Raw genomic sequence first — 26,116 nt, 5'->3', positions numbered from 1 at the left:
GATGGGAATGGAAGGCATTGGGGCACGGGTTGCCCGCAAAGAGGACAAACGCTTCATCACCGGCGGCGGCCGCTACGTCGACGACATGGTGGTGCCGGGCATGAAGCACGCCGCTTTCGTCAGAAGCCCATATGCGCATGCCGATATCAAGAAGATCGACGTCAAGAAGGCTCAAGGCATGCCGGGCGTCATCGGCGTGCTTACCGGCAAGGAATTGAAGGCCGACGGCATCGGCAACCTGATCTGCGGCTGGATGATCCATTCCAAGGACGGCAGCCCGATGAAAATGGGCGCCTGGTCGCCGCTTGCGGTCGACCGCGTGCGCTATGTGGGTGACGCCGTCGTCATCGTTGTCGCCGACACCAAAGGCGAGGCGCGCGACGCCGCCGAGGCGGTCGAGATCACCTACAAGGAAAGGAAGGCGGTGACCGACGCCGCCGAAGCGCTGAAGAGCGGTGCGCCGCAGCTCCACCCCGAAGCCGAGGGCAACCTGATCTTCGACTGGGAGATCGGCGACGCCAAAGCCACCGACGAGGCGATCAGACAAGCCGCTCATGTCACCCGCATGTCGATCGTCAACAACCGGCTGGTGCCCAACGCAATGGAGCCGCGCGCGGCACTCGGCCATTACGACAACGGCGAGGATCACTTCACCTGCTGGACAACCTCGCAGAACCCGCATGTGGCGCGGCTGGTGATGAGCGCTTTCTACAATGTCGCTCCTGAGAACAAGCTGCGTGTCATCGCGCCGGATGTCGGCGGCGGCTTCGGCTCCAAGATCTTCATCTATCCGGAAGAGATCATCTGCCTGTGGGCCTCGAAGAGGACCGGCGTGCCGGTCAAGTGGGTGGCCGACCGCACCGAGAGCTTCCTGACCGACGCGCATGGCCGCGACCACCACACGACCGTCGAGATGGCGTTCGACAAGGATAACCGGATCACCGGCTTCAAGGTCGATACGATCGCCAATCTCGGCGCCTACATGTCGCTGTTCTCGTCGTCGGTGCCGACCTATCTCTATGCGACGCTGCTGTCGGGCCAGTACAACATCCCGGCGATCCACGCCAATGTGCGCACCGTCTACACCAACACCGCGCCCGTCGATGCGTATCGCGGGGCAGGGCGGCCGGAAGCCACCTACGTGGTCGAGCGCACCATGGAAACGGCGGCCCGCGAGCTTGGCATTTCGCCGGCCGAGTTGAGGCGCAAGAACTTCATCACGCAGTTCCCGCACCAGACGCCGGTCATCATGTGCTACGACGCCGGCGACTATTCAGCTTCGCTCGACGCCGCGATGAAGGCGGCCGACTATGCAGGCTTCGCCAAACGCAAGGCTGCCGCCGCCAAGAAGGGGCTGCTGCGCGGCATCGGCATGAGCTGCTATATCGAAGCTTGCGGCATCGCACCGTCGGCGGCGGTGGGCAGTCTCGGCGCGGGCGTCGGGCTGTGGGAAAGTGCCGAGGTGCGGGTCAACGCTGTCGGCACCATAGAGGTGCTGACTGGCTCGCACAGCCACGGCCAGGGCCACGAGACGACGTTCGCCCAGCTTGTCTCCGAACGCTTCGGCCTGCCGATCGATCAGATCTCGATCGTGCATGGCGACACCGACAAGGTGCAGATGGGCATGGGCACCTATGGCTCGCGCTCGGGTGCTGTGGGCATGTCGGCCATCGTCAAGGCACTCGACAAGGTCGAAGCCAAGGCCAAGAAGATCGCCGCACACCTGCTCGAAGCCGACGAGGGCGATATCGTGATCGAGAACGGCGCGCTGAAGGTCGCCGGCACCGACAAGAACGTGCCGTGGTTCCAGATGGCGCTGGCTTCCTACACCGCCCACAACCTGCCGGGCGGCATGGAGCCGGGACTGAAGGAAACCGCTTTCTATGACCCGACCAACTTCACCTTCCCGGCCGGCTGTTACATCTGCGAGGTCGAGGTGGACCCGGACACCGGCAAGACACAGATAGTGCAGTTCGTCGCCGCAGACGATTTCGGCAACATCATCAACCCGATGATCGTCGAGGGGCAGGTGCATGGCGGTATCGCGCAAGGCGTAGGCCAGGCGCTGCTCGAAGGGGCGCATTACGACGCGGCGAGCGGCCAGCTTTTGACAGCCAGCTTCATGGATTACACCATGCCGCGCGCCGACGACCTGCCGTCATTCCAGGTGTCGACGTCGAACACGCCATGCCCGGGCAATCCGCTCGGCATGAAGGGCTGCGGCGAGGCAGGGGCCATCGGTTCGCCGCCGGCCGTCATCAATGCCATTACCGACGCCATCGGCAACAACAAGCTGACCATGCCGGCAACGCCGCAGACGGTGTGGGCGGCGATCCAGGCGAAGCACTAAGCGAGGTGAATGGTGAATAGCGAATGGTGAGTGGAAATCGGGGCTTCGGCCCGTTCCCTTACACCGATAACTTTTCACCATTCACTATTCACCATTCACTCCTTGAAGGAGCCAACGCACATGTATTCCGTCAATTACCATCGCGCTTCGTCGGTCGCGGATGCCGCCAAATTGCTGAAATCCGGTGACGCCAAGCTGCTTTCCGGCGGCATGACGCTGATCCCGGCAATGAAGACACGGCTTGCCGCACCTTCAGACCTTGTCGACATCAGCCGGATCGCAGCGCTTGCCGGCGTGACTGTATCGGGCAAGACCGTCACCATCGGTGCTGCCACCACGCATCACGACGTGGCGACAAATGCCAAGCTCGCGAAAGCCTGCCCGGCGCTGACGCATCTGGCCAGCCACATCGGCGACCCTCAGGTGCGCCACAAGGGCACCATCGGCGGCTCGATCGCCAACAACGACCCGGCGGCCGACTATCCCGCCGCGATGCTGGCGCTCGACGCCACCATCATCACCAACAAGCGCAAGGTGCAGGCGTCTAAGTTCTTCACCGGCCTGTTCGAGACGGCGCTGAAGGATGGCGAGATCGTCACCGGCGTCTCCTTCACCGCGCCGGCCAAGGCGGGTTATGCCAAATTTCCGAACCCGGCCTCGCGCTATGCGATCGCCGGCGTTTTCGCCGCCAAAGGCAAGGACGGGGTGCGCGTCGCGGTCACCGGCGCCGGCGAGAATGGCGTCTTCCGCTCCAAGGAAATGGAGGCGGCGCTGGCGAAGAAATTCGAGGCGCCCGCGCTGGACGGCATCAAACTGTCGGCTTCCGACATGATGGGCGACCTGCACGCCTCGCCGGAATATCGCGCCAATCTGGTCGCGGTGATGGCGAAACGCGCGGTAGCTGCGGCCAACGGCTGATCGCCAACTTGAAGCATGACGTGAAAAAGGGCCTGCAAAGGCCCTTTTTTCTTGGGCGACTGGCGGTTTTCATCGCTCAGTTCAAATCCATGATCGAACCGCAGGTGAGGTTGGCAATAGTGCCGGTCATCGCGCTGGCGCGGTCCGACGCCATCAGCACGGCAGCGTCGGCAATTTCGCGCAGCTTGGGCAAACGTCCCAAAGCCGTGCCCTTTTCCATGTAGATCTTGGTTTCGGCGGCTTGCTCATAGATTTTGGTCTCGACTGGATGGTCCGGAAACTCGGGCGGCCAAGTTTCGGGGATAGCGTCGGAGCGCAGGCAAACGACACGGATGCCCTGCGGCCCGAGTTCACCGGCCAGCGTGCGCGACAGCGCCTCGATCGCCGTGCAAGCGGTGGCGAAACCGCCAGCGCGATGGAAGACACGGTCGCGGCCGGAAAGGCCGGCGGCGGTCGAGGAGAGGGTGAGGATGACGCCCGAACCCTTCTTCGCCATATGGCGTGCGGCTGCAGTCGCGGTAAGAAAGTGAGTCTTGATACCGATTTCGACCGGGAGCGTAAAATCCTCCAAGGTCATTTCCACCAGCGGCGTGCCCTGCAGATCGCCGCGAATGCCGATTGCATTGAAAGAGATGTCGACGGCTCCGGCCATTTCGACGACCGCGCCGAGATGGTCTTCGACGGCCTGTTTGTTCAGCGCGTCGACTTCGGCCGCCTCGGCTCGGCCGCCGGCGGCGTTGATCTCGGTAGTGAGGCGACGCACCTTCTCCAAAGTGCGGCCGGCGAGGAAAACCCTGGCGCCGTCTGCGGCAAAGGCCCGAGCCACCGCGCCGCCGATATGGCCGGCGGCGCCATAGACGACGGCGGTCTTGTCTTGAAGCAGCATTTTCCTCTCCCTTCCACAGTGATGAGCGGCCGATACGTTTGGACTGGTCGGTTAGGGCTTGGGAATCCGCGCGATGCGGTCGCCGCGCGATGTGCCGATCCAGTATTCGTCGCCGACTTCCAGAGCGGTGGTGCCGGAACCGAATTCCTTGGGCTCCCCTTCGCTAACCAGTGTTTCGCTCGCCAGCGTGGTGGGATCGACGCGCAGGACCTTGAACGGAAAGGCGCAGACCGGCGCCTCGCTCATGTGGCAGGAGCGATAGGCCATTGGATCGTCGAAGAACTGGCCGGCGACCAGAAGCCTGCCTTCTGCGTCCCATTGCAGATTGTCGGCATGCATGCCGGTGTCGATGGACTGGCGCTCGCCGGTTTTGCGCGAAACCTTGTGCAGTTTGCCGCCGCCCCATTCGGCGATGAAATAGGCGCCGGCGTCGGGTGACAACGCGATGCCATTGGGTCCGGACATTTTGGTGCCTGGAACCGGGCTCCAGCCGTCTTTCGGCGACCACTCCAGCACTTCGCCGGTTTCCTTGCCGGCGAACAGGTCTTCACCCCAATTTTTGTTAGTCGTATCGAAGAATTTGGTGACGGCGAAGCCGCCTTCCGGCAGCGCGGCGACGCTGTTCAGCATTGCGCCTTGCGGCGCAACCACGCAGCCGGCCCAGGCGAGGGAAGGTTCCGCGCCCTCGTTTTTCGTCACGGTGAAAATCTCCACGGATTCACGGCCGCCATGGTTGATGGCCAGAAGCTTCAGGGCGCCGTTGCGCGCGTCCAGCGCGATGCCGTGGCCGCGCTGCAAGGCCGAAGTCGGCTTGCCCGGGCAATCCGGATAAAGGGTCTTGTCCCGAGCCTCCGCAATGGCGTCGATGTCGAGCTTGCGCCAGGAATGATCGCTCGCGTCGAGCAGGTAGAACATGCCTTCCCTGTCGGCGGAGTTGGCCATGCGGCTGGCCAGGATCCAGTTCGTGCCGGGAATGACGACGAGATCTTCGGCATTGGCCGGCCCGCAGATGTATTTTTCATCTGCTGTTCCGCCGCAGCGCCCGTCCTGCACTTCGCCTGCTACTGCTCCCAGTATCGGGGACTGAAGGGCGAGCAGCGCCAGCGCCGTTTTGCGCATAGCCATGATCCACTCCCGGAGTTACGCGGTGCGGGCCAGTTGTTCGACGTAGGTCTGCTCGCGGTTGAAGCAGGAGTTCCAGCCGCCGACATGGCTGTCGCGTTCCTCGACCGAGATGAATGGCGTCTGGTGGAACGTCTGGACAGTCTTGCCGTCGCGCTCCTCGAACGTGACGGTGATCAGCGTGTCCATCCCGGGGCGATCCTTGTCTTCCCAGGCAAAGGAGGTGACGATGCGTTTGTTTCGCTCGATCTCCCGGAAGCGGCCGCCCATCCAGCTCTCGCCGTACGCGTCGGCCACGATACAGGCGCGCCAGGCGCCGCCGGGACGAAAGTCGTGTTCGAGCGCGGTGCAGGTGAAATCTTCCGGCCCAAGCCAGCGAACCATGTGTTCGGGCAGTTCCCAGATGCGGAACACCAGCGACGCCGGCGCATCGAAGGTGCGAACGATCAACAATTCGTCGTCTGCCAGCGGTTTTGTCCTAGCTTGGGCGTTCATTGCCTTTTCCTTTCGTCAGTTCGGCGAGATAGGCGTCCATCTTGTCGAAGCTCTGTTCCCAGAGTTTTCGGTAGCGCTGCAGCCACCCGTCGACATCCCTGAGCGGCAGCGCTTCCAGCCGGCAAGGCCGCCACTGCGCCTCGCGGCCGCGTGAGATCAAGCCGGCGCCTTCCAGCACTTTCAGGTGCCGCGACACCGCCTGGAGGCTGATGTCGAAAGGCTTCGCCAGTTCGTTGACCGTGGCTTCGCCGAGCGACAGGCGCGCCAGGATGGCGCGGCGGGTGGGATCGGCGAGCGCGGAAAAAGTCGTGGTGAGGGGATCGGTCGTCATTATATTCAATCAATCTGTTGATTAACAGTTTGGTTGAATACGCCTTCGCGAGCTGGCTGTCAATTGTGGGTGGTGCGCGCTCCTGACAGAAGTGGCCGCCTGGCAGCCGTTTGCACTGCAGCATTTAATTTCTTGCCTTTTGCGGCGAATTCCCCCATATGCGGCGGCATAGGCGCTTGGGCCGGGATTCACCGGCTTTCCTGATCAATAGGACTGGTTGCGTCTGTTTTCTCCCTTTCCGGATTCGGCAAGTGGCGGAAATAGTCCTGCGGGCAAGAGGCTTGCGGGCACGACAGCGCAGCCGCGTGGGCCATAAAAGCCCGCCGCCTTGTCGTTTCAAAAAAATCAAAGGTGGCAGGTTGCGCCCTGCCGCGACACCGCGTGCGGCCAAAGTGCCGCTTGAAAGAAGAACAAATTGAATAACGAAATCAATGCGGAGCAGAATGGCTTCGCGAAACTTGGCATTACCGGTCCGCTGCTGAAGACGACGGTTGCCGCCGGCTTTGTCGAGCCGAAGCCGATCCAGATCCAGGCCATCCCGGCGCAACTCCAGGGTCGCGACATCCTCGGCGTCGCCCAGACCGGCTCCGGCAAGACGGCGGCTTTCAGCCTGCCGATCCTGATGAAGATCGTGGGCCTCGGCACCAAGCGCCTGCCGAAGACGGCACGCGCTCTGATCCTTGCGCCGACCCGCGAACTTGCGGTGCAGATCGAAGACACCATCCGCGTTCTGGCCAAGGGCCTGCATGTTTCGACGGCGCTGGTGCTCGGCGGCGTGTCCCGCTTCAGCCAGGTCAAGCGCATCCAGCAGGGCGTTGACATTCTCGTCGCCACGCCCGGCCGCCTGACCGACCTGGTGCGCGAGGGCGATGTCAGCCTTGCCGAAACCCGCTGGCTGGTGCTCGACGAGGCCGACCGCATGCTCGACATGGGCTTCATCAACGATGTCCGGCGCATCGCCAAGGCGACGCACCGGGAGCGCCAGACGGCGCTTTTCTCGGCAACGATGCCGGCCGAAATCGAGCAACTGGCGCAGAGCCTGCTGAAGGAGCCGGTGCGCGTCGAGGTTTCGCCGCAGGGCACCACGGCAGTCGAAATCAAGCAGAGCCTGATCATGGCCCGCACCAAGCAGAAGCGGCAGATCTTGTCGACCATGCTTGCCGACGAGGCGATGAGCTCGGTGCTGGTGTTTGCCCGCACCAAGCACGGCGCCGACCGCGTCGTGCGCGACCTGGAGCGCGACGGCTTCAACGCCGCCGTCATTCACGGCAACAAGTCGCAGAATGCCCGCCAGAAGGCGCTGAACGGTTTCCGCGACGGTTCCGTCCGCATCCTCGTGGCGACCGATATCGCGGCGCGTGGCATCGACGTTCCCGGCATCAGCCACGTGGTGAATTTCGACCTGCCGGACGAGGCTGAAAGCTACGTACACCGCGTCGGACGCACGGGCCGCAACGGCGCCGACGGCATTGCCGTCACGCTGTGCGACCCGACCGAAGCGGCGAAGCTGCGTCAGGTCGAGCGCATCATCCGCATGAAGCTGCCGGTTGCCGCCGACCATACCGGCCAGCCGGACCCGCAGCGCGATCCGCGCGAGCGCGCCGAGCAGGTTCGTGAGGCCGCCAACGACCGCGAGCAGCGCCGCCCGCATGGCCACAAGCCGCACGGGCACAAGCCGCGCGGCAGCAAGCCGGCCTTCGGCGCCAAGCCGGAAGGCGGCAAGCCGCAGGGCCAGAAGCCTTTCAGGAACGGCAACAAGCGCCGCTTCGGCGGTCGCCGTCCGGCGGCGCGCGCCGCCTGATAAAAACTTGGGCCGAGCGCCACGGCGCCTGGTCCATTGCATTCCCTGTCGAAGAGCCGTAGGGCGGTCGAGGCGAAGCTTCGGCCGCCTTGCTTTTTGGGGGAGACATGGCCGGCATCGCGGTACTTGCCATCGCTTATGTGCTGTCGCAATTCTACCGCTCGTTTATGGCGGTGCTGACGCCGGCGCTCATCGTCGAGCTTGGCGCGACCAACGCCGATCTTTCCCTCGCGTCCGGCGCTTTCTTCATATCCTTCGCGCTGTCGCAATTTGCCATCGGCGTATCGCTCGACCGTTACGGACCACGGCGCACCGCGGCGATCCTGCTTGCGGCCGGTGGCGGCGGTGGCGCGTTCCTGTTCGCGGCGGCAGAGCAACCCTGGATGATCACCGCGGCTATGGTGCTGATCGGCATCGGCTGCGCGCCGGTGCTGATGGCAGCCCTGTTCATCTTCGCGCGCATCTTTTCGAAGGCGCGGTTTGCCGTGCTGACATCATGGCTGGTTGCATTCGGTGCGGCCGGCAATGTCATTGGCGCATCGCCGCTCGCCAACGCCGCCGAGGCTTTCGGCTGGCGTCCAGTGATGGCCGGGCTCGGTCTTTTCACGCTGCTGACGGCTGCCGCGGTGCTTGCGCTGGTGCGCGATCCGGCCCGCCCCGAAGGCATGCCGACCGGCAGCGCCGGCTTCTCCGGTTTTGTCGAACTTTTGCGCATGCGGGTTCTGTGGCCGATCATTCCGCTGATTGCGATCAACTACGCGCCGCCTGCCGGCATCCGTGGCCTGTGGGCCGGCCCCTACCTCTCCGAGGTCTACGGCGCTGGCACGCTCGTCATAGGCGAGGTTACGCTGCTCATGGCGCTTGCCATGGTCGTGGGCTCCTTCGTCTACGGCCCGCTCGATACATTCTTGAAGACCCGCAAATGGGTTGGTTTGATAGGTAATTCGATCAGTCTTGCAGCAATCTGTTTTCTGGCTGTTTTCACCGTCTCGAGCATTTCGGCAACGACTGCTGCGTTGGTGGTGATCGGTCTGTGCGGCATGAGCTATGGCCTGATGATGGCGCATGCGCGCGCCTTCTTCCCCCCGCATCTGGTCGGCCGCGGCGTAACGCTGATGAATTTTTTCACCATTGGCGGCGTCGGCGCCATGCAGTTCGCTACCGGTGCGGTGGTTACCGCCAATGCGGTGCCAGGCGAGCCAGCCGCCGCCTATACCGCGTTGTTCACATTCTACGCGGTGATGCTTGGCATCGCGCTGGCGATCTATCTCTTCTCGCGCGACGCGAAACCCGAGAGAACATAGACTATCGAACGGTGGCTCGGATCCACACGACGATACGCTCGGCCAGCGCGTCGGTGGTCGACGGCGACAGCGCGTCGCCGGCGAGTACATGGCTCGAGGGGTCGTCGTTTCGCTCGACCGGGAAAATCTCGTGCGGCGCACCCCAGCGCGCCGCAATCGCGCGGGTCAGGTCGGGCCGCACCACCTTGTCGGCGTCCGAAAAGATGAACAGCGCGGGAATCGCGATCTTTTCAACCGGGGTGTCGCGGGCGAGGTTGGTGAGTGCTGCCATCGGCAACGTCGCGCTGGTTGGATAGCGGCTCGTCCAGAATTTCCCGTGCAATTCGTTCTCGACGGGAAAGCTGCGCTCCTTGCCGACGATCAGTTCGGCGATCTGCTTGCCCCACGGCATGGTCAGGATAAAGGCGCCGGAAGCCTGGACGCCGTAGTTCGGCGAGATGAACGTCATGGCGGCCACGCCGTTGCTCAAATCCGGCTGCGTGGCGGCCCATGTGGCGAGCGCTGCCCCGGTGGAGGTGGCGATCACCACCACGCGGTCGCCGATGGTGCGGCCGATGGCGATCGCCTCGGCATAGTCGTTCACCCATGCGTTGACAGAGCCCTCGGCCATAGCGGCGCTATCCCCGCCATGGCCGGTGAAACGGGTAAAGAACAGGTTTGCGCCAAGTGCCGCCGCCACCTCGTCGGGCAGGGGCCGGACCTCGCCTTTGGAAGCGGAAAAGCCATGGACATAAACGATCGCCAGCGGCGTCTTTGCCTTCGTGGCGGGATCGGCCCAGACGATTTCCTTTTGCAGCCCGTCACGGATGCCGGGCACGGCGACCTCTGTCCTCGCCAGATAGGCGTCCGGATCTCTGCCGATCGCGGTGGCATCGAAATGCAAGGACGTGTCGACGGCGACACGCGGACCCAGAGCGAAAGCAACCAGCAGAAGCGCGAGAACGATCAGAATGCCGGTCACGATCTTGCGCCCCATGGCTACCTCCCGCGCGCAATCGCGCCTGGAAGCTGTAGCGCCGCGGCAAAGACGGCGCAACGGGCCGGCCGTGCAAGCGTGGATGCCGCAAGGTCAGGTTGGAGCCGGCTTCCGTCGTATCAGAATGCAGCTCTATCTCTTTGTTTTGGCGCGACCTTTATCTGAAAACAGCCGGATCTTTTTCGAGGTCAAGCTTATTTTTCGGGACCGGCGTGCAGGCCCAAGCGGTCGCTTGCGCCAACCCATCGCCCAGTTCAGGAACCAGAAATAGGCCGGGTGCGGGAACAGGTTGACGAATTTCAGGAACCAGGCGAAGCGGCGCGGGAAGGCGACTTCGAAGCCGCCGGTCCTGAGCCCCTCGACGATGCGCGCCGAGGCTTTTTCCACGGATATGAGGGCCGGCATGGCAAAATTGTTCTTGTTCGTCAGCGGCGTCTCGACGAAGCCCGGATTGATCACCTGCAGGCGAATGTTCATCTTGTCGAGGTCGAATTTCAGCGCCTCGGCCATGTTGTTCAGTGCTGCCTTGCTGGCGCCGTAGGCGGCGGCCATCGGCAGGCCGCCATAGGCCGAAACGGAACCCATGAGCGCGATCTGGCCGCGCTCGCGCTCGCGCATGCGGTCGATCAGCGGCACCAGGCCGTGCAGCACGCCGAACAGGTTGATCTGGTAGGTCTTGACGAAATTGGCGACCTCCAGCGCATCGCCCCGCGCCGGATAATAGGCGCCCGCGTTCAGCACGGCGAGCACCACGGCGCCCAACCTTTCCTCGATCGCGGCGACGGTCTCGAGCATTGCCTTCTCGTCGGTGACATCGCCGGGAAAGGCAACGATGCGGCCCTTCAGGCCGCTGACCTCATCTGCGAGTGCGGCAAGCCTTTCAGCGTTGCGGGCGGTCGCGGCGACTGTGTAACCCTGGCGGGCGAGATCCAGCGCCACCTGCCGGCCGATGCCCTTGCTTGCCCCGGTCACCCAAGCCACGCCATCCTCCGGCAACGCCCGGTACAGCCCCATGAAATCTCGTCCCTCTCGTTTTGGCTTATACCTAGAGGCGTGCTGGCTCGTTGGAAAGAGCGCCACGAATGGGGGCGAATTTTTCCGAAAGGCCAAGCGATCCGCCAAAATTTGCAGATGGCGGCTTTTTGCCAAAAAATGTGTCTGTTTTCGGAAGCAGTGCGGCCAATTCGACAAATGTGGCTGGACCACGCAAATTCGTGCCTTGAAAGCGGGTCGCACGGTTTTTAGGGTCGTTTCGCATTTCAATGAAGGAATCCCCATGCACCGTTCGGTGATCGACGCAATCGGCAACACGCCGCTGATTCGGCTGAAACGCGTCTCGGAAGAGACCGGCTGTGAAATCCTCGGCAAGGCAGAGTTCATGAATCCCGGCCAGTCGGTGAAAGACCGGGCTGGGCTGTTCATCATTCGCGACGCGGAGCGAAGGGGCCTGCTGAGGCCAGGCGGGGTGATCGTCGAGGGTACCGCTGGCAACACCGGCATCGGCCTGACGCTGGTCGCCAAGGCGCTGGGCTACCGCACGGTGATCGTCATCCCCGACACCCAGAGCCAGGAGAAGAAGGACACGCTGCGGGTGATGGGCGCCGAACTCATCGAAGTGCCCGCGGTTCCCTACAAGAACCCCAACAACTACGTCAAAGTTTCCGGGCGGCTCGCCGAACAGCTAGCCAGAAGCGACCCGAACGGCGCCATCTGGGCGAACCAGTTCGACAATGTCGCCAATCGCGAGGGCCATATCCGCACCACCGCCGAGGAAATCTGGACGCAGACCGGCGGAAAGGTCGACGGCTTCGTGTCAGCGGTAGGCACAGGCGGCACGCTTGCGGGCGTCGCCTTCGGGCTGAAGGAGAAGAGCAGGAACGTGAAGATCGCGCTGGCCGACCCGCTGGGCGCGGCGCTGTTCAGCTTCTACACCGAAGGCGTGCTGAAGGCCGAAGGCTCGTCCATCACCGAAGGCATCGGGCAGGGGCGCATCACCGCCAATCTGGAAGATTTCACGCCGGACTTTTCCTACCAGGTGCCGGACGAGGAGGCGCTGCCTTACGTCTTCGACCTGATCCAAGAAGAGGGAATCTGCCTTGGCGGCTCTTCCGGCATCAACATCGCCGGTGCGATCCGGCTGGCGCGTGAGCTCGGCCCGGGCCACACCATCGTGACCATTCTCGCCGATTATGGCACCCGCTACCAGTCGAAGCTGTTCAATCCGGAGTTTCTGCGGTCCAAGAACCTGCCGGTGCCCGGCTGGATGGAGGAGGGACCGCAGTTTTCCGTGCCGTTCGAGGCGGTGGCGTGATGGCGCTTTCGACCGAAGCGCTGTTTCGCGACGACGCTTATCTCCGCGAGGCGGACGCAATGGTCGTCGCAATCAACGATCGTGGCGGCATCATTCTCGACCGGACGATCTTTTATGCCACGTCGGGCGGGCAGCCGGGCGACACCGGCAGCTTAGGCCGCGCCAATGGCAGTGCGGCGATAACAATTGCCGCGACCATCACCGGAGAGACCAAGGACGAGATCATCCATGTGCCGGCCACGGGGCAGGAACTGCCGTCCATCGGCGAAAGGCTTAAGCTGGCGATCGATTGGGAACGCCGCTACCGGTTGATGCGCATGCATGCCGCCTGCCACCTGCTGACGGTCGTCTGTCCCTATCCGATCACCGGCGCCTCCGTTGGCGAGGACGAGTCGCGCGTTGACTTTGACATTCCCGACGCCGGTTTCTCCAAGGAGGACGTGACGGTCAAACTGATGGAATTGGTGGCGGCGAACCATCCGATTTTCACGCGGTTGATCACGGATGCCGATCTGGCGGCCAATCCTGGACTGGTGAAATCGAAGAACGTGCGGCCGCCGGCCGGCACCGGAAAAATCCGCCTGGTCTGCATCGGCGAGGATGCTTCAGTCGACAGCCAGCCTTGTGGCGGGACCCATGTGAAGGCCACTGGCGAGATCGGCGAAATTCATGTCGGAAAGATCGAGAAGAAGGGCCGCGAGAACCGCCGCTTCAGGCTGCGGTTCGGGCCGATGGCCGCTCAGTAGGGATTGTTGCGCAGCGGGCTTATCCCCGCGGTCGGCTTTGCCGCATGTCGTAGTAGGTGGCGCGCTCGTCCCAGCGGATCAGCAGCTTCTGAGCGGCGCGGGGAACTGAAACCGGATCGTTGCCTTCTGCCCGCAACGGGCTGAGATCCTTGGTAGAATCGAAATTGATCACCCAGACGAATTCGATTTCCCCGTCGTCGGTATCCCTTCTCAGCAGCTCCATGCTCTTGTAGCCAGGCAGGCGCATGCCCTCGACGGCGGGGAACATCAGGCTGTCCAGCAGGTGCTCGTAAGCATCGGCATTTTCGGGCCGAGTGTAGCCGCGCCAAATCCGTCTGATCATTCGCAACCCCTTGAGCTTTGCCCCCCGGCGAAGCTTCGGAAGTGGTTATGTCAGTCGGCCGATGCAAGATGCAAGCACCAAGAAAGCTTCAACACTGCGGGTTTTCATTGGTAGCTTTTGCTGATCCTCAGTTCGTGGTGTGACGATTTCGCATCCCAGCGCCGCAGGATTTTCTGCGCGGCGGCGGGAACATAGGCTGTTTCGTAATCCTCGCCCTGGAAAGCGACGACGTTGTCGAGAGACGCGAAGCTCATCACGGTTGTGAACTCGACTTCGGCCCCGAGATCGCGCCGATAGAGTTCGATGCTCAGATAACCCGGAATGTTTTTGGCCTCGATGCCCGGGAAAACTTCCGTCTCCAGCAGTTTCTCGTAAGCGTCGGCATTTTCGGGGCTGGTGTAGCCATGCCAGATGCGTTTGATCATGTTCGTTGTCCGGTTTCGCTGCTTTCTTTTCGCATGGTTGGCCGGGGCATGTCCTTGCTATCTGTTGCTCGGATTGCTTCGAATAAGCTATATTCTACCGATTTTGCGTTACTGATAGGCAGAAAATGGCTGAAGTTGCAGTGGACGAGACCGATCTACGTATTCTCAAGGCTTTGCAGCGGGACGGGCGGCTAAGCAATGTGGAACTTGCGGAGGCGGTCAATCTGTCGCCGTCGCCATGCCTGCGGCGCACCAAGCGCATGCAGGAGGAGGGCGTCATCCGGGGCTATCGTGTCGATATCGACCGCAATGCTGTCGAACTTGGGCTGACTGTTTTCGTTGGCTTCAAGGTGCTGCAGCATACTCGCGAAAATGCCGACCGGCTGAGTGCCGCGCTCGATGAAATTCCGGAAGTGGTTTCCTGCTTCATGGTGTCGGGTGAGGATGATTTCCTGGCGGAGGTGGTGGTAAAAGATCTGGCCGCCTACGAAAGGCTGCTGTCGGAGCGGCTGCTGACCTTGCCGATGGTGGCCGGCATCCGCTCCAACTTCGCGTTGCGCTCGATCAAGACCGCCGCACCGCTGCCACTGTAGTTGCGCTTCGTTGGCGGCTTGCGGTTTTGCCGGGGCCGCGATTATGCAACATGATCGCCAGCGATCTTTCCAGGAGTGGTAGAAGAAATGCCGAACGAAAGCCCTTTCACGGTCGATGCCGACTGGTTGCAGGAGCATCTGTCCGATCCCGGCCTATCGATCGTCGATGCGTCCTGGTATTTGCCGGCCCAGAAGCGCGATCCGCGCGTCGAATATCAGGCGGCACACATTCCAGGCGCCAAGTTTTTCGACCAGGACGAGATCGTCGAGCCGGATTCCGACCTGCCGCATACGTTGCCAAGCCCGGAAGTCTTTGCCCGGCATGTCGGTTCGATGGGCATTTCGGCCGACGACACGATCATCGTCTATGACGGGCCGGGCGTGTACTCGGCGCCGCGGGTCTGGTGGATGTTCCGTGTCATGGGCGTCTACCAGGTTTATCTGCTCGACGGCGGCTTTGACCGCTGGAAAGCCGAAGGGCGCCCGGTGACCGCCGATGTGACGAAGATCGCGCCCAGTGTGTTCCATGCCGATTTCGACGCCACGCAGCTCGCCACGCTTTCCGACATGCGGGAAATCGTCGGCGGCAACAAAGTACAGATCGCCGACGCGCGTTCGCCCGGGCGGTTCGCTGGAATTGAGCCGGAACCGCGGGCCGGCGTGCGCTCCGGCCACATGCCCGGCGCCAGGAACGTGCCTTCGCCGACCCTGTCGGAGAACGGCAAGCTTTTGCCACCTGAACGCCTGAAGGAAGTGCTGGAGGAGGCAGGTCTCGACCTGTCGAAACCGATCGTCACCTCTTGCGGTTCGGGTATTACCGCGGCGATCATCACGCTGGCGCTGCGTACCATTGGCCATACCGCCAACAGGCTCTACGACGGCTCGTGGAGCGAGTGGGGAAAGCGTTCGGACACGCCGGTTTCGACGGGCAAGGATCGACCATGAGCGCGGAAAAGAAGATCGAAGCGATCCCTGTCACCGTAACCTTCCTCGAGATGAGCGCGCCGCCGTCGCACTATCCGCCGCTGCCCTACAACCGGCAGGTCGCGCTGATGCGCACCCGCAACATGCAGCTGCATTACTACCGCTACCTGATCGACCGGGTGGGGCGGAAATGGCATTGGGTCAATGTGCTGAGGATGAGCGACGAGGAACTCGCCGGAAAGATCCACGACCCCGACCGTGATATCCGTGTTCTTTATCTGGACGGCGCGCCAGCAGGCTTCTTCGATCTCAAGACGCATCTGCCGGGCGAAGTGGAGCTTTCCTATTTCGGCATGATGGAGCATGCGATCGGTCAGGGTATCGGCCGCTGGTTCCTCGGCGCGGCGGTCGAGGCGGCGTGGTCCTACACGCCCAAGGTCGTTACCGTGCAGACCTGTACCCTCGACCATCCTGCGGCCCTTCCGCTTTACCAGCGGCTCGGGTTCTCGCCGGTAGGGCAGAAAAAGGAAGCCGTGCTGCCGATGAGTTTTTCCGACCGCTCGGCCAGCGTCATGCGGGGTTAGAACGGCAGTTTTTGCCGTACCGGACATTCGTGCCTGACCAAATGGCCTTGCGCCAGCCGTCTTCGCCTCTCGCGGCATTGCCAGAAGTCCATGCGCATCGATTTGTTTCGGCCGCATTTGTGCGACGCCAGGTGATTCCACCTGGCTGCAAAATGCTCTATCGCGAATGCATGGATTTCTTCGACGTATGGAGCGCGAGATGACGATACGGGTGGTGATGAGCGGCGCGACCGGTTGGGTAGGCAAGGCACTGATCCCGGCGATCGTCGCCGAGCCTGACATGCAGCTGGCTGGCGCCGTGGCGCGAGGGGCCGCGGGCTGGGATGCCGGTTCGGCGATCGGCCTGGCGCCGATCGGCGTCGACGTGACCGCGACTCTGGAAGAGGCGCTGAAGGGCACCTCCGACGTGGTGGTCGACTACACCAAGCCGGTGGCCGTGAAGGAACATGCGCTGACAGCGATTTCCAACGGCCGCCATGTGATGATCGGTACCTCCGGCCTCGGGGCTGCCGACTATGCCGAGATCGACGCTGCAGCGCGCGGAAATGGCGTCGGCGTCATCGCCGCTGGCAATTTCTCGATCACCGCCACGCTGATGAAACGCTTCGCGCTGATGGCCGCGAAATATGTGCCGGATGTCGAGGTGATCGACTACGCCAGCGCCAAGAAGCCCGACGCGCCGTCGGGCACGGCACGCGAACTGGCCGAGGCGCTGGCCGATATCCGCGGCGCGTCGACGGCGAAGCCGCAATCCGAGGTTTCCGGCATTCCGGCGACGCGTGGCGGCGCTGTTGGCGAAGCGCCAGGCGTGCAGGTGCATGCGCTGCGGCTGCCGTCCTACATTCTCTCCTGCGAGGCTTTGTTCGGCCTGCCGGACGAGCGCCTGACCATCCGCCACGATGCCGGGTCCTCGGCAGCGCCATACGTCGGCGGCACCCTGCTGGCGATCCGCCACGTGGTAAAGATCAAGGGGCTGGTGAGGGGACTGGATTCACTCATCGAGATGTGATGCCGTCCCGCGTCCGGATCATGCTCCGATAGGCACTTTCAACCGCTGGCCGACGAATATCTGGTTGGGATCGCTGATCTCGACCGGATTGGCACGCGAGATGCGCGTATGCAGGCTCGGGTCGCCATAATTGTCGCGCGCGATCTTCGACAGCGTGTCGCCGCTCACCACCTGGTGGATGCGAAATCCGATATAGCCCGGCACAATGCGCGGACCGTAGATGACCGGCACGATGACCTTGTTGATTTCGGACCCGTCCTTGGCGCTTTCCTCGAACACTTCAACGAACAGCCGGTCAAGCTGGAAGGCGGCCGCACCGATTTGCGCGGCGATCTGGAATTGGCCGTGTTCACCGGTGCCGCCGCCGACATTGAAGAAGCCGGTGCGCTCGTCGTGGCCGTCATGAACGCGCCAGTTGAGCGTCGCCTCGAAGCCCTGGCCAATGCCGCCAATGAGGATGGGGTCGCCGACGAGATCGAATGGTTTGGGCTGCTGGATCTGATTGGTCATGGCTGATGTTCCCTCACGCCACCGCCGCCAGCATGCAGAATGCGCGCTGGCGTCGGTGTTGTCGATGAACTGGCTCACACTTTCATCAGCCTGGCGGGCGGGCAGCGGATAATCCACCGCGACGGCAGATCGTCAGCAGACCGTTGCCGCGAGCGGTTCTAGAGCCGCAGCGCCTTGGCGATCTTCGTCCGAACGTAGGTGGGGGTCCAGCGCTCCTTCCAGGAGCCCGAACCATGGTGCAGACCGTATGTGACACCGGAGTTGAGCAGGATCTTGCGCTCCAGCGAGCTGTGCAGGCGGGTCGGGCTCAACGCCGGTTTCGGCGTCACCGTCACGCCTTCGTAGCGGTCGCGGTTGGTGAAGAAGACTCGGCTCAGGAAGCCCGGACCAGTCGCATCGATCACATCCGTGTAGTCTCCGACGCCGGGCGGATTGTCGATCAGGTCGGTGATGACGTCCTTCCAGAACGGGTGGCCGGGCCGCGACGCAAACACGTAGTTCGCGATCTGGTCGAGGCTGTCGCCGAAGCTCAGCGAGAATTCTTCCGAGAGCAGGAGTTGCGTGCTGCCATAGGGGAAGGGGCGCAGAAATTCGTAATCGAGGTCCGCATAGAGACCGCCGATATCGTGCATCGCCACGTAGCGGAAGACGTCGGCGCGCATGATGTTCTTGTCGAAATCGCGATAGACCGGCCAGAGTTCCGGCTGATGTGCCTCGACATGGGCGTCCATTTCGGCGTCGGTCCACAGCCGGTATTCCCAGCCTGGATGGTGTTGCCGCACGCTCGCGACCGCCCCCTGCCAGCGCACGGGCACTGTCTTGGACTTCCATGTCTGGTGGACGATTTTCGGAATTTTCATGGGGTTTCCGCGATGGTGTCAGCGACATAGCGTCAATTGTCGGTGGGTGTCGAGTGGTTAATGAATTCTTGTCGGCAGGAAACGGGTGGCTGTGGCCGCGCCAGCGCCGTATCTCCACGGCATTCGATTGCCGAGGAGATTGTCATGCTGATCCGCTATGTGGCGCTGCCGACCGACCGCGTCCGTGCCTTGCAGGCCGGTGGCCCGGATGCCTACGGAATGACGCCTGAGCGCCGCGTTTCCGACGGCGACGGCGTGCCTTGCCGCCATTGCCTCAACAATGTCAGGGCGGGAGAGGAATATCTGATCCTGGCCTACCGGCCGTTTCCACAATTGCAGCCCTATGCCGAGACCGGGCCGATTTTTCTGCATGCTCGGGAATGCGAGCGGGCGCCGGAAACGGATGTGATGCCGGATATGTACCGGCCGACTGCCGAGCATATCGTGCGCGGCTACAGCCATGACGACCGCATCGTCTACGGCACTGGGGCGGTCGTGCCCACGCACAAGATTTGCGAACGGGCTCATGAATTGCTGGAGCGGGAAGACATAGCCTACCTGCACATGCGCTCGGCCAGGAACAATTGCTACGCTTGCCGTATCGAGCGCGGGTGAGGAATGTCGGCCAGCGCCTTGGTTAACCGTTTCTTAACCGGCGGGAATCACAATCGGAGGGATTGTCGCACTGCCGTTACATTTCTTCGGTATAAGGCAGATGTCGATTGATTTGGCCGACCGCGGATGGACCGGCGGCGAAATCTCGGCAGACGGGGAAGCGGGGTAAAAACCCCGCTTTTTTGTTGCCCGTTTTCCCGCGTCACCGAAACAAAAACGCCCCCCGGAACGGTCAGGATCCGGCGGGTTAGAGCGCCGCGCGTCCATTTGGACGCGCAAAGGACGCTCTAAAATGCATCGGCCCGAAAATCGATTCCGATTTTCGGGCCGATGCATTTGGGCAGGGAGGTTGGTTGCCTGGAAAATCAGGCGGCGAGCACAGCCTTCGGTTCGGCCATTTCATAGCCGAGTGCTTCGGCAACGGCCGAGTTGGTGATGCGGCCCTTGTGCACGTTGAGGCCGTTCCTGAGATGATGATCGTCGATGATCGCCTTCAGGCCCTTGTCGGCGAGTTGCAGGCCATAATGCAGCGTCGCATTGTTCAGCGCATGGGCAGATGTGACCGGCACGGCGCCCGGCATGTTTGCCACGCAATAGTGGATGATGCCGTCGACCTCATAAGTCGGATCGGCGTGGGTAGTGGCATGCGAGGTCTCGAAACAGCCGCCCTGGTCGATGGCGACGTCGACCAGCACCGCGCCCTTCTTCATGCCCGAAAGCATTTCGCGTGATACCAGCTTGGGCGCCGCCGCACCTGGGATCAGAACGGCGCCAACGACGATATCGGCTGAGAAGCACTCATCCTCCAGCGCCTCGACGGTCGAATAGCGGGTGTGGACGCGGCCGTTGAAGATATCGTCGAGCTGGCGCAGCCGCGGGATCGAACGATCGATGATGGTGACGTCGGCGCCGAGGCCAACCGCCATTTTGGCCGCATGCAGGCCGACGACACCGCCGCCGAGAACCGTCACCTTGCCAGGCAAGACGCCCGGAACGCCACCGAGCAGCACGCCGCGGCCGCCATTGGCCTTCTGCAGCGCCGTGGCGCCTGCCTGGATCGACAGGCGACCGGCGACTTCCGACATCGGCGCGAGCAGGGGCAGGCCGCCACGGTCGTCGGTGACAGTCTCGTAGGCAACCGCGGTGACGCCGGAGGCCAGAAGACCCCTGGTCTGTTCCGGATCCGGGGCGAGGTGGAGGTAGGTGTAGAGGATCTGGCCTTCGCGCAGTTGCGCCCATTCGCCGGGCTGCGGTTCCTTGACCTTGACGATCATGTCCGATTTTTCGAAGACCTCTTGCGCCGTCTTTGCAATTGCGGCGCCCGCGGCGCGATAGGCATTGTCGTCAGCGCCGATGCCGGCTCCGGCGCCGGTCTCCACCAGCACCTCGTGACCGTGCGCCACATATTCACGCACCGAGCCGGGGGTCAGGCCGACGCGGTATTCATGGTTCTTGATTTCCTTGGGGCATCCGACGCGCATTTTTTGTTCTCCTCCCATGCTTTGCAGTCATCTTCCTGCTTTCAACGATTGAAGCACGGAAGGGTTCGCATGTGTTTGCGAATGCGATTGCCAGGAACGGGCGAAGCGGGTATTCCTTGCGTCAATCTTTAGCTTTTTCGAAGGAAGTTCGAAGAATGTCCCTGGACAGGATCGATATCGCGATTCTCGACACTTTGCAGAAGGATGGGCGCATCTCCAACGCGGCGCTTGCCGAGAAGGTCGGCCTGTCGCAATCGGCCTGTTCGCGACGGCTCGACAATCTGGAAAAGACCGGGGTCGTTCGCGGTTATCACGCAAGGCTTTCCAACGCAGCACTTGGGCACCAGATGACCGCGATCGTCCACATATCGCTGTCTGGCCAGTTCGAAAAGACGCTTTCGGACTTCGAGGCGGCGGTAAAGCGTTGTCCCAACATCCTGTCGTGCCATCTGATGTCGGGCGAATACGACTATATTCTGCGGATTGCGGCGCGCGATCTGGCTGACTACGAGCGCATCCACAAGGAATGGCTGTCGGCGATGCCGCACGTGACCAAGATCAACTCTTCCTTTGCGTTGCGCGAAGTGATCGACCGCACGGCGATGGGCATGAAGCCGGAGATGGCGTAGGTCGCGGCACCACAGGTTGCCGGCGGTCGAGCTTTCCCATAAATCCTGACCATCCGTCTCGACATAGGCTGGGATCGATGGCCGAAAATCCCCATCACGTGGTTATCGTCGGCGCCGGCTTCGGCGGGCTGGAAGCGACGCGTTGCCTTGCGCGCGCCGGGGTGCAGGTGACGCTCATCGACCGGCGCAACCATCATCTCTTCCAGCCGCTGCTCTACCAGGTCGCCACCACGTCGCTGGCGACCTCCGAAATCGCCTGGCCAATCCGTCACTTGCTGCGCAGCCGCAAGGATGTGACCACATTGCTCGGCACGGTTGCCGGCGTCGATGCGGCTGCGAAAAAGGTTCTCCTGGAAGATGGCGCGGCCGTCTCCTACGACACGCTGGTGCTGGCTACCGGCGCGCGGCACGCCTATTTCGGCCATGACGAGTGGGAGCCCTACGCGCCCGGCCTGAAGACGCTGGAGGACGCGACCACCATACGCCGGCGCCTGCTGCTCGCCTTCGAGCAGGCGGAGCGCGAAACGGACCTGCAAAAGCGGCGGGCGCTGCTGACCTTCGTGATCATCGGCGCTGGTCCGACCGGGGTGGAACTCGCCGGCACCATCGCCGAACTGGCGCGCGATACCCTACGCGGTGATTTCCGGCATATCGATACGAGCCAGGCCAGGGTCGTGCTGATCGAAGCTGGCGAACGCGTGCTCGCCGGCTTCGTGCCGGAGCTTTCGGACTATGCGCGCAACGCGCTGGAGCGTCTTGGCGTCGAGGTCGAACTTGGGCAGCCGGTGTCGCAATGCGATGCCGACGGGGTGATCTACGGCGACCGGCGTCTGCCTGCGAAGACCATCATCTGGGCTGCGGGCGTGGCCGCTTCGCCGGCGGCGGAGTGGCTTGGCGCGCCGGCCGACCGGGCAGGACGCGTCATGGTGGAGCCCGACCTGACGGCGCCTGGCCATGAGGATATTTTCGTGGTCGGCGACACCGCGCATGTGGCGCTTCCCGACGGCAAGCTGGTTCCCGGCGTCGCCCCCGCCGCCAAGCAGCAGGGCCGCTACGCCGCCTCCGTCATTCGCGCGCGACTTCGCGGCGATGCCATTCCGGGGCCGTTCAGCTACAGGAACGACGGAAACCTGGCGACAATCGGCAAGCGCGCCGCGGCGATCGACTTCGGCTGGATCAAGCTCAGGGGCCGGCTCGCCTGGTGGATATGGGGCATTGCCCACATCTATTTCCTGATCGGCCTGCGCAACCGGCTGACCGTCGCGCTGAGCTGGCTGTGGATTTACACGACCGGCCAGCGCAGCGCCCGGCTCATCACGCAAGGCGGGCCTCGCAAGGATTAGGCGTATCCTTCGCCGGCAAACATTCACGCTGTCGTCACGCTCTCCTGCTGGACTTGCAAAAATTTCGGCGCGAAACTCATGGTTCGGTGTCGATTTTTCAGCGCTCAGCCAACGAGGAGAAAACCATGTCCCACTTGCTTCATGCGGTATCGCGCCGCTCTTTTCTGGCGGGAACCGCCGCCGCGGGGGCGCTGGTGATGCTGCATCCGTTTTCGGCGCGCGCGCAGGCGAACCAGGCGCATCTCAGGATCATGGAGACGACGGATATCCACGTGAACGTGCTGCCCTACGATTACTACGCCGACAAACCAAACGACACGATGGGCCTGTCGCGCACGGCGTCGCTGATCGACGCGGTGCGCAAGGAAGCCACGAACGCGATGCTGGTGGACAATGGCGACCTTTTGCAGGGCAACCCGATGGGCGATTACATCGCCTATGAGAAGGGCCTGAAGGAAGGTGATGTCCATCCCGTGATGAAGGGCATGAACCTGCTCGGTTACGAGGTCTCGACGCTCGGCAACCACGAGTTCAATTACGGCCTGTCATTCCTCGACAAGGTGGTGGCCGGCGCAAATTTCCCATTCGTCTGCGCCAACCTGATCCGCGGTACCGAAATGGCTGCAAACCCGCGCGACGACAAGCTCTACCTGAAGCCGTACCTGATCGTCGAAAAGAAGATCAAGGATGGCGCGGGAGCGGAGCATCCGATCAAGATCGGCGTCATCGGCTTCGTGCCGCCGCAGATCATGACGTGGGATGCCAAGAACCTCGAGGGCAACGTGAAGACGCGCGACATCGTGGAGGCGGCGAAAGCCTGGGTGCCGCAGATGAAGGAAGAGGGGGCCGACATCGTGATCGCGCTGTCGCACTCCGGTATCGATATCAAGCAGGGCGACATGATGGAGAACGCCTCGTTCTTCCTCGCCGGTGTCGAAGGCATCGACGCCGTGTTCACCGGCCACCAGCACTTGGTGTTCCCCGGCAAGAAGGACTTCCAGGAACTCGCGGGCGTCGACGCGGCAAAGGGCACCCTGCAAGGCAAGCCGGCGGTCATGGGCGGCTTCTGGGGCTCGCATATGGGCCTGATCGACTTGCTTCTGGAGCGCGACGGCTCGAAATGGCGCGTCGTGTCGGCGACCTCCGAAGCGCGGCCGATCTACGAGCGTGTCGACAACAAGAACAAGGCGACGGTGGAGGACGACAAGAAGATGGTCGATGCGCTGAAGGAGGACCACGAGGCGACGCTCGCCTATGTGCGCCGGCCGGTCGGCAAGACATCGGCGCCGCTCTATTCCTATTTCGCGCTGGTGGCCGACGACCCATCGGTGCAGATCGTTTCGCAGGCGCAGACCTGGTATATCAAGGACCTGCTGAAGGCGACGCAGTGGAAGGACCTGCCGGTGCTTTCGGCGGCAGCCCCCTTCAAATCGGGTGGCCGCGGCGGCGCCGACTACTACACAGACGTACCGGCCGGCGACATCGCCATCAAGAACGTCGCCGACCTCTACCTTTATCCGAACACCGTGCGTGCGGTGGAAATCAACGGCGCGCAGGTCAAGGAATGGCTGGAGATGTCGGCCGGCATCTTCAGGCAGGTGGAGAAGGGCAAGGCCGACCAGCCGCTGATCAACGCCGACTTCCCGTCGTACAATTTCGACGTCATCGACGGCGTGACCTACAGAATAGATCTCTCGCAGCCGCCTAAATACGATCCTAAGGGTGTTGTGCTCAACGCTTCCTCCAGCCGCATCGTCGACCTGATGTTCGACGGCAAGCCGATTGATCCGGCGGCGAAATTCGTCGTGGCGTCAAACAACTATCGCGCCGGCGGCGGCGGCAATTTCCCGGAGATCAACGCATCGAAAATCATCTTCGAGGCGCCGGACACCAACCGCGACGTCATCGTGCGCTACATTATCGACCAGGGCACCATCAACCCGTCGGCCGACGCCAACTGGTCGTTCGTGCCGCTGGAGGGAACCAGCGTGATTTTCGAGACAGGACCGAAAGCGAAGAATTTCATCGCCGATGTGAAAGGCGTGAAGATCGAAGCGGCAGGCGAGGGCGCGGAAGGCTTTGCCAAATACCGCATCACGCTCTGATCGGGCGCGTCATTATGGGCGGCTTCCAGCCGCCCATTAACGCATGTCGCGCAAAAAGTGTGCAGCGGTTTTGCGATAACGACATGCGTGATCAAGAAGCTACAGCGCGTCGCGCTGCAGAGGCTGTTCACGCCTTGTAGATCACCTGGCGCACGTCGATGTACTCGGCGCGGAAGCCGGCTTCGCAATAGTGGAGATAGAACTCCCAGAGCTTCTTGAAGCGGTCGTCGAAGCCGAGCGGGACGATCCTTTCCCATGACGCCCAGAAACGGGTGCGCCACTCGGCAAGCGTTCGCGCGTAATCCTGCGGGAAGGTGCGTTCGCGGAGGAACGAAAGGCCCTGCTCGGCGCCCAGCGAACGCAGGATGGCCGGCGTCGGCAGCATGCCGCCGGGAAAGACGTAGCGCTGGATGAAGTCCGGGCGCTTGCGGTAGGTCGGGTAAGCCTCCTCGTTGATGGTGATGATCTGCAAGCCGGCCATGCCGCCGGCTTTCAGGCACTCCTTCACCTTGGCGAAGAACACCGGCCAGTATTTTTCGCCAACGGCCTCGAACATCTCGATCGAGGCGATGCGATCGTATTTTCCGGTCTCGTCGCGATAGTCCTGCAGCTTGATCTCGACCTTTTCGTTGAGGCCTGCCCTGGCGATGCGCTCCCTGGCGAAATCATGCTGCTCGCGGCTGATGGTGAGGCCGGTGACCTTGCAGCCGACCTCGCGGGCGACAAATTCGGCGAACCCGCCCCAGCCGCAGCCGATCTCCAGCACATGGTGGCCGGAGCCGATGCCGGCATCACGCGCCAGCGCCCGGTACTTGGCGTTCTGCGCGCTTTCCAAGTCATTGGCGCCAGCCGAAAACAGCGCCGACGAATAGGTCATCGTCGGATCGAGCCACTGTTTGTAGAACTGGTTGCCGAGGTCGTAGTGGGCCGAGATGTTGCGCTTCGAGCCGCTGTGGGTGTTCTGGTTGAGCCAGTGGCGGACGCGCTGGATAGTCAGGAGCACCCAGTTGGCGCCACCGGCGACCTTTTCGCCGGCTTCGTTGTTGACAACGAACAGTTCGAGGAAACTGGTGACGTCCGGGCTTTCCCAGTCGCCGTCCATGTAGGATTCGGCGACACCGATGGTGCCGCTGGCAAACGCACGGCTGGGCAGGTTCCAGTTTTTGAGGATGAGTTCGGCTTCGGGGCCAGGGGCGTTGCCGCCGACAATAACCGAACGTCCGTCCGGCATGCGGATGGTGAGGGCGCCGCGCGGCAGGCTCAGGCCTGCCGAAAGCACCATCCTGGCCTTGGCGGGCAGGCCCCTCGAAAACTCCGCCAGATTTGCCGCGGTGAGCCGCACGGGTTCGCTCAGCGCCACGTCAGTCCGATCCTTCGTCATCCTCGCAACCCCGACTTTCCGGGCGCAAAGCCGCCCGGTCTTGCTGGCCTGCAGCAAAACACTTCCCGAAAGCG

General features: G+C 62.6%; 26 protein-coding genes. 14 read left to right on the top strand and 12 right to left on the bottom strand.

Annotated elements, in window-relative coordinates; translation table 11 throughout:
• Position 1 precedes the first annotated feature (1 nt).
• Together F3H98_RS00505 and F3H98_RS00500 are read left to right on the top strand one after the other, a co-directional pair.
• Complete coding sequence (locus F3H98_RS00505; RefSeq protein ID WP_149757198.1) at positions 2-2,350, top strand: xanthine dehydrogenase family protein molybdopterin-binding subunit; 2,349 nt, start codon at positions 2-4, stop codon at positions 2,348-2,350.
• 120 nt (positions 2,351-2,470) lie between these two features.
• Positions 2,471-3,268, top strand: coding sequence for an FAD binding domain-containing protein (locus tag F3H98_RS00500; RefSeq protein ID WP_149757196.1), 798 nt, complete (start codon positions 2,471-2,473; stop codon positions 3,266-3,268).
• Positions 3,269-3,344: 76 nt separating this feature from the next.
• On the opposite strand, the gene F3H98_RS00495 is transcribed toward F3H98_RS00500, so the two are convergent.
• Genes F3H98_RS00495 through F3H98_RS00480 form a run of 4 tightly spaced genes read right to left on the bottom strand, consistent with a single transcriptional unit; the run spans position 3,345 to position 6,102 of the window.
• Positions 3,345-4,154: an SDR family NAD(P)-dependent oxidoreductase gene (locus F3H98_RS00495; protein ID WP_149757194.1), complete on the bottom strand. Its 810-nt coding sequence runs from the start codon at positions 4,152-4,154 to the stop codon at positions 3,345-3,347.
• Between the two features lie 51 nt (positions 4,155-4,205).
• Entirely contained in the window at positions 4,206-5,279 is a 1,074-nt protein-coding gene (locus F3H98_RS00490) for an NHL repeat-containing protein (protein WP_149757192.1), read from the bottom strand.
• Between the two features lie 15 nt (positions 5,280-5,294).
• Complete coding sequence (locus tag F3H98_RS00485) at positions 5,295-5,771, bottom strand: SRPBCC domain-containing protein (protein WP_149757190.1); 477 nt, start codon at positions 5,769-5,771, stop codon at positions 5,295-5,297.
• Positions 5,755-6,102: an ArsR/SmtB family transcription factor gene (locus tag F3H98_RS00480; protein ID WP_149757188.1), complete on the bottom strand. Its 348-nt coding sequence runs from the start codon at positions 6,100-6,102 to the stop codon at positions 5,755-5,757. Before F3H98_RS00480 ends, F3H98_RS00485 begins: the two co-directional genes overlap by 17 nt.
• A 415-nt stretch (positions 6,103-6,517) precedes the next feature.
• Here F3H98_RS00480 and F3H98_RS00475 point away from each other — a divergent pair, with 415 nt between their 5' ends.
• Both F3H98_RS00475 and F3H98_RS00470 read left to right on the top strand, forming a co-directional pair.
• Positions 6,518-7,903: a DEAD/DEAH box helicase gene (locus tag F3H98_RS00475; protein ID WP_149757186.1), complete on the top strand. Its 1,386-nt coding sequence runs from the start codon at positions 6,518-6,520 to the stop codon at positions 7,901-7,903.
• A 107-nt stretch (positions 7,904-8,010) separates the two neighbouring features.
• On the top strand, positions 8,011-9,207 hold the full coding sequence (locus F3H98_RS00470) for an MFS transporter (protein ID WP_149757184.1): 1,197 nt from the start codon (positions 8,011-8,013) through the stop codon (positions 9,205-9,207).
• 1 nt (position 9,208) lies between these two features.
• On the opposite strand, the gene F3H98_RS00465 is transcribed toward F3H98_RS00470, so the two are convergent.
• Together F3H98_RS00465 and F3H98_RS00460 are read right to left on the bottom strand one after the other, a co-directional pair.
• Positions 9,209-10,183 (bottom strand): alpha/beta hydrolase, encoded by a 975-nt coding sequence (locus F3H98_RS00465; RefSeq protein ID WP_149757182.1) that lies wholly within the window; start codon positions 10,181-10,183, stop codon positions 9,209-9,211.
• A 132-nt stretch (positions 10,184-10,315) separates the two neighbouring features.
• Positions 10,316-11,197: an SDR family NAD(P)-dependent oxidoreductase gene (locus F3H98_RS00460; RefSeq protein WP_149757180.1), complete on the bottom strand. Its 882-nt coding sequence runs from the start codon at positions 11,195-11,197 to the stop codon at positions 10,316-10,318.
• Positions 11,198-11,459: 262 nt separating this feature from the next.
• Between F3H98_RS00460 and F3H98_RS00455 the strand changes: the two genes are divergently transcribed.
• Positions 11,460-12,494 (top strand): cysteine synthase A, encoded by a 1,035-nt coding sequence (locus tag F3H98_RS00455; RefSeq protein ID WP_149757177.1) that lies wholly within the window; start codon positions 11,460-11,462, stop codon positions 12,492-12,494.
• A complete protein-coding gene (locus F3H98_RS00450) occupies positions 12,494-13,240 on the top strand; it encodes an alanyl-tRNA editing protein (protein ID WP_149757175.1) in 747 nt (248 codons plus the stop codon). Before F3H98_RS00455 ends, F3H98_RS00450 begins: the two co-directional genes overlap by 1 nt.
• 19 nt (positions 13,241-13,259) lie before the next feature.
• On the opposite strand, the gene F3H98_RS00445 is transcribed toward F3H98_RS00450, so the two are convergent.
• Positions 13,260-13,583, bottom strand: coding sequence for an antibiotic biosynthesis monooxygenase family protein (locus F3H98_RS00445; RefSeq protein WP_149757173.1), 324 nt, complete (start codon positions 13,581-13,583; stop codon positions 13,260-13,262).
• A 104-nt stretch (positions 13,584-13,687) separates the two neighbouring features.
• Entirely contained in the window at positions 13,688-14,008 is a 321-nt protein-coding gene (locus tag F3H98_RS31670) for an antibiotic biosynthesis monooxygenase (protein ID WP_149757171.1), read from the bottom strand.
• Positions 14,009-14,133: 125 nt separating this feature from the next.
• Here F3H98_RS31670 and F3H98_RS00435 point away from each other — a divergent pair, with 125 nt between their 5' ends.
• The 4 genes from F3H98_RS00435 (at position 14,134) to dapB (ending at position 17,118) form a co-directional block, all read left to right on the top strand.
• Positions 14,134-14,601, top strand: coding sequence for an Lrp/AsnC family transcriptional regulator (locus F3H98_RS00435; RefSeq protein WP_149757169.1), 468 nt, complete (start codon positions 14,134-14,136; stop codon positions 14,599-14,601).
• A gap of 87 nt (positions 14,602-14,688) precedes the next feature.
• A complete protein-coding gene (gene sseA / locus F3H98_RS00430) occupies positions 14,689-15,546 on the top strand; it encodes a 3-mercaptopyruvate sulfurtransferase (protein ID WP_149757167.1) in 858 nt (285 codons plus the stop codon).
• Positions 15,543-16,109 carry a GNAT family N-acetyltransferase gene (locus F3H98_RS00425; RefSeq protein WP_149757165.1) on the top strand — a complete coding sequence of 189 codons (567 nt, stop codon included), beginning with the start codon at positions 15,543-15,545 and terminating at the stop codon, positions 16,107-16,109. Before sseA ends, F3H98_RS00425 begins: the two co-directional genes overlap by 4 nt.
• A 199-nt stretch (positions 16,110-16,308) precedes the next feature.
• The gene (gene dapB, locus F3H98_RS00420; protein ID WP_149757163.1) at positions 16,309-17,118 is read left to right on the top strand and encodes a 4-hydroxy-tetrahydrodipicolinate reductase; all 810 of its coding nucleotides are present in this window, start codon (positions 16,309-16,311) and stop codon (positions 17,116-17,118) included.
• Positions 17,119-17,136: 18 nt separating this feature from the next.
• Here the strand turns inward: dapB and F3H98_RS00415 are convergent, their stop codons facing one another.
• Complete coding sequence (locus tag F3H98_RS00415; protein ID WP_149757161.1) at positions 17,137-17,628, bottom strand: Gmad2 immunoglobulin-like domain-containing protein; 492 nt, start codon at positions 17,626-17,628, stop codon at positions 17,137-17,139.
• Positions 17,629-17,786: 158 nt separating this feature from the next.
• Positions 17,787-18,488: a glycosyltransferase family 32 protein gene (locus tag F3H98_RS00410; protein ID WP_149757159.1), complete on the bottom strand. Its 702-nt coding sequence runs from the start codon at positions 18,486-18,488 to the stop codon at positions 17,787-17,789.
• 144 nt (positions 18,489-18,632) lie between these two features.
• Here F3H98_RS00410 and F3H98_RS00405 point away from each other — a divergent pair, with 144 nt between their 5' ends.
• The gene (locus tag F3H98_RS00405; RefSeq protein WP_149757157.1) at positions 18,633-19,103 is read left to right on the top strand and encodes a DUF1203 domain-containing protein; all 471 of its coding nucleotides are present in this window, start codon (positions 18,633-18,635) and stop codon (positions 19,101-19,103) included.
• A gap of 365 nt (positions 19,104-19,468) precedes the next feature.
• Here F3H98_RS00405 and ald read toward each other — a convergent pair whose 3' ends face one another.
• Positions 19,469-20,584: an alanine dehydrogenase gene (ald, locus tag F3H98_RS00400; RefSeq protein WP_149757155.1), complete on the bottom strand. Its 1,116-nt coding sequence runs from the start codon at positions 20,582-20,584 to the stop codon at positions 19,469-19,471.
• Positions 20,585-20,739: 155 nt separating this feature from the next.
• On the opposite strand from ald, the gene F3H98_RS00395 reads away from it, so the two are divergent.
• The 3 genes from F3H98_RS00395 to F3H98_RS00385 all read left to right on the top strand — a co-directional run bounded on the left by F3H98_RS00395 (position 20,740) and on the right by F3H98_RS00385 (position 24,661).
• On the top strand, positions 20,740-21,213 hold the full coding sequence (locus tag F3H98_RS00395) for an Lrp/AsnC family transcriptional regulator (protein WP_149757152.1): 474 nt from the start codon (positions 20,740-20,742) through the stop codon (positions 21,211-21,213).
• Between the two features lie 77 nt (positions 21,214-21,290).
• Positions 21,291-22,556, top strand: a complete 1,266-nt coding sequence (locus F3H98_RS00390) for an NAD(P)/FAD-dependent oxidoreductase (RefSeq protein ID WP_149757150.1) — start codon at positions 21,291-21,293, stop codon at positions 22,554-22,556.
• 125 nt (positions 22,557-22,681) lie between these two features.
• The gene (locus F3H98_RS00385; protein ID WP_149757148.1) at positions 22,682-24,661 is read left to right on the top strand and encodes a bifunctional 2',3'-cyclic-nucleotide 2'-phosphodiesterase/3'-nucleotidase; all 1,980 of its coding nucleotides are present in this window, start codon (positions 22,682-22,684) and stop codon (positions 24,659-24,661) included.
• 127 nt (positions 24,662-24,788) lie between these two features.
• On the opposite strand, the gene F3H98_RS00380 is transcribed toward F3H98_RS00385, so the two are convergent.
• A complete protein-coding gene (locus tag F3H98_RS00380; RefSeq protein WP_149757146.1) occupies positions 24,789-26,042 on the bottom strand; it encodes an SAM-dependent methyltransferase in 1,254 nt (417 codons plus the stop codon).
• Positions 26,043-26,116 lie beyond the last annotated feature (74 nt).

The sequence above is a fragment of the Neomesorhizobium albiziae genome (assembly GCF_900114255.1).
Lineage (GTDB): Bacteria > Pseudomonadota > Alphaproteobacteria > Rhizobiales > Rhizobiaceae > Neomesorhizobium > Neomesorhizobium albiziae.
The sequence above is the reverse complement of the archived record's forward strand: the minus strand, read 5'-3'. Positions and strand labels throughout refer to the sequence as shown.

Bases quoted from the DNA above. Each gene is read 5' to 3' on its own strand.
- F3H98_RS00385 (WP_149757148.1), top strand. From the start codon at position 22,682: ATGTCCCACTTGCTTCATGCGGTATCGCGCCGCTCTTTTCTGGCGGGA.
- F3H98_RS00495 (WP_149757194.1), bottom strand. From the start codon at position 4,154: ATGCTGCTTCAAGACAAGACCGCCGTCGTCTATGGCGCCGCCGGCCAT.
- ald (WP_149757155.1), bottom strand. From the start codon at position 20,584: ATGCGCGTCGGATGCCCCAAGGAAATCAAGAACCATGAATACCGCGTC.
- F3H98_RS00425 (WP_149757165.1), top strand. From the start codon at position 15,543: ATGAGCGCGGAAAAGAAGATCGAAGCGATCCCTGTCACCGTAACCTTC.
- F3H98_RS00470 (WP_149757184.1), top strand. From the start codon at position 8,011: ATGGCCGGCATCGCGGTACTTGCCATCGCTTATGTGCTGTCGCAATTC.
- F3H98_RS00485 (WP_149757190.1), bottom strand. From the start codon at position 5,771: ATGAACGCCCAAGCTAGGACAAAACCGCTGGCAGACGACGAATTGTTG.
- F3H98_RS00460 (WP_149757180.1), bottom strand. From the start codon at position 11,197: ATGGGGCTGTACCGGGCGTTGCCGGAGGATGGCGTGGCTTGGGTGACC.
- F3H98_RS00500 (WP_149757196.1), top strand. From the start codon at position 2,471: ATGTATTCCGTCAATTACCATCGCGCTTCGTCGGTCGCGGATGCCGCC.
- F3H98_RS00410 (WP_149757159.1), bottom strand. From the start codon at position 18,488: ATGAAAATTCCGAAAATCGTCCACCAGACATGGAAGTCCAAGACAGTG.
- F3H98_RS00405 (WP_149757157.1), top strand. From the start codon at position 18,633: ATGCTGATCCGCTATGTGGCGCTGCCGACCGACCGCGTCCGTGCCTTG.
- F3H98_RS00465 (WP_149757182.1), bottom strand. From the start codon at position 10,183: ATGGGGCGCAAGATCGTGACCGGCATTCTGATCGTTCTCGCGCTTCTG.
- F3H98_RS00450 (WP_149757175.1), top strand. From the start codon at position 12,494: ATGGCGCTTTCGACCGAAGCGCTGTTTCGCGACGACGCTTATCTCCGC.
- dapB (WP_149757163.1), top strand. From the start codon at position 16,309: ATGACGATACGGGTGGTGATGAGCGGCGCGACCGGTTGGGTAGGCAAG.
- F3H98_RS00490 (WP_149757192.1), bottom strand. From the start codon at position 5,279: ATGGCTATGCGCAAAACGGCGCTGGCGCTGCTCGCCCTTCAGTCCCCG.
- F3H98_RS00380 (WP_149757146.1), bottom strand. From the start codon at position 26,042: ATGACGAAGGATCGGACTGACGTGGCGCTGAGCGAACCCGTGCGGCTC.
- F3H98_RS00435 (WP_149757169.1), top strand. From the start codon at position 14,134: ATGGCTGAAGTTGCAGTGGACGAGACCGATCTACGTATTCTCAAGGCT.
- sseA (WP_149757167.1), top strand. From the start codon at position 14,689: ATGCCGAACGAAAGCCCTTTCACGGTCGATGCCGACTGGTTGCAGGAG.
- F3H98_RS00505 (WP_149757198.1), top strand. From the start codon at position 2: ATGGGAATGGAAGGCATTGGGGCACGGGTTGCCCGCAAAGAGGACAAA.
- F3H98_RS31670 (WP_149757171.1), bottom strand. From the start codon at position 14,008: ATGATCAAACGCATCTGGCATGGCTACACCAGCCCCGAAAATGCCGAC.
- F3H98_RS00390 (WP_149757150.1), top strand. From the start codon at position 21,291: ATGGCCGAAAATCCCCATCACGTGGTTATCGTCGGCGCCGGCTTCGGC.
- F3H98_RS00415 (WP_149757161.1), bottom strand. From the start codon at position 17,628: ATGACCAATCAGATCCAGCAGCCCAAACCATTCGATCTCGTCGGCGAC.
- F3H98_RS00480 (WP_149757188.1), bottom strand. From the start codon at position 6,102: ATGACGACCGATCCCCTCACCACGACTTTTTCCGCGCTCGCCGATCCC.
- F3H98_RS00395 (WP_149757152.1), top strand. From the start codon at position 20,740: ATGTCCCTGGACAGGATCGATATCGCGATTCTCGACACTTTGCAGAAG.
- F3H98_RS00455 (WP_149757177.1), top strand. From the start codon at position 11,460: ATGCACCGTTCGGTGATCGACGCAATCGGCAACACGCCGCTGATTCGG.
- F3H98_RS00445 (WP_149757173.1), bottom strand. From the start codon at position 13,583: ATGATCAGACGGATTTGGCGCGGCTACACTCGGCCCGAAAATGCCGAT.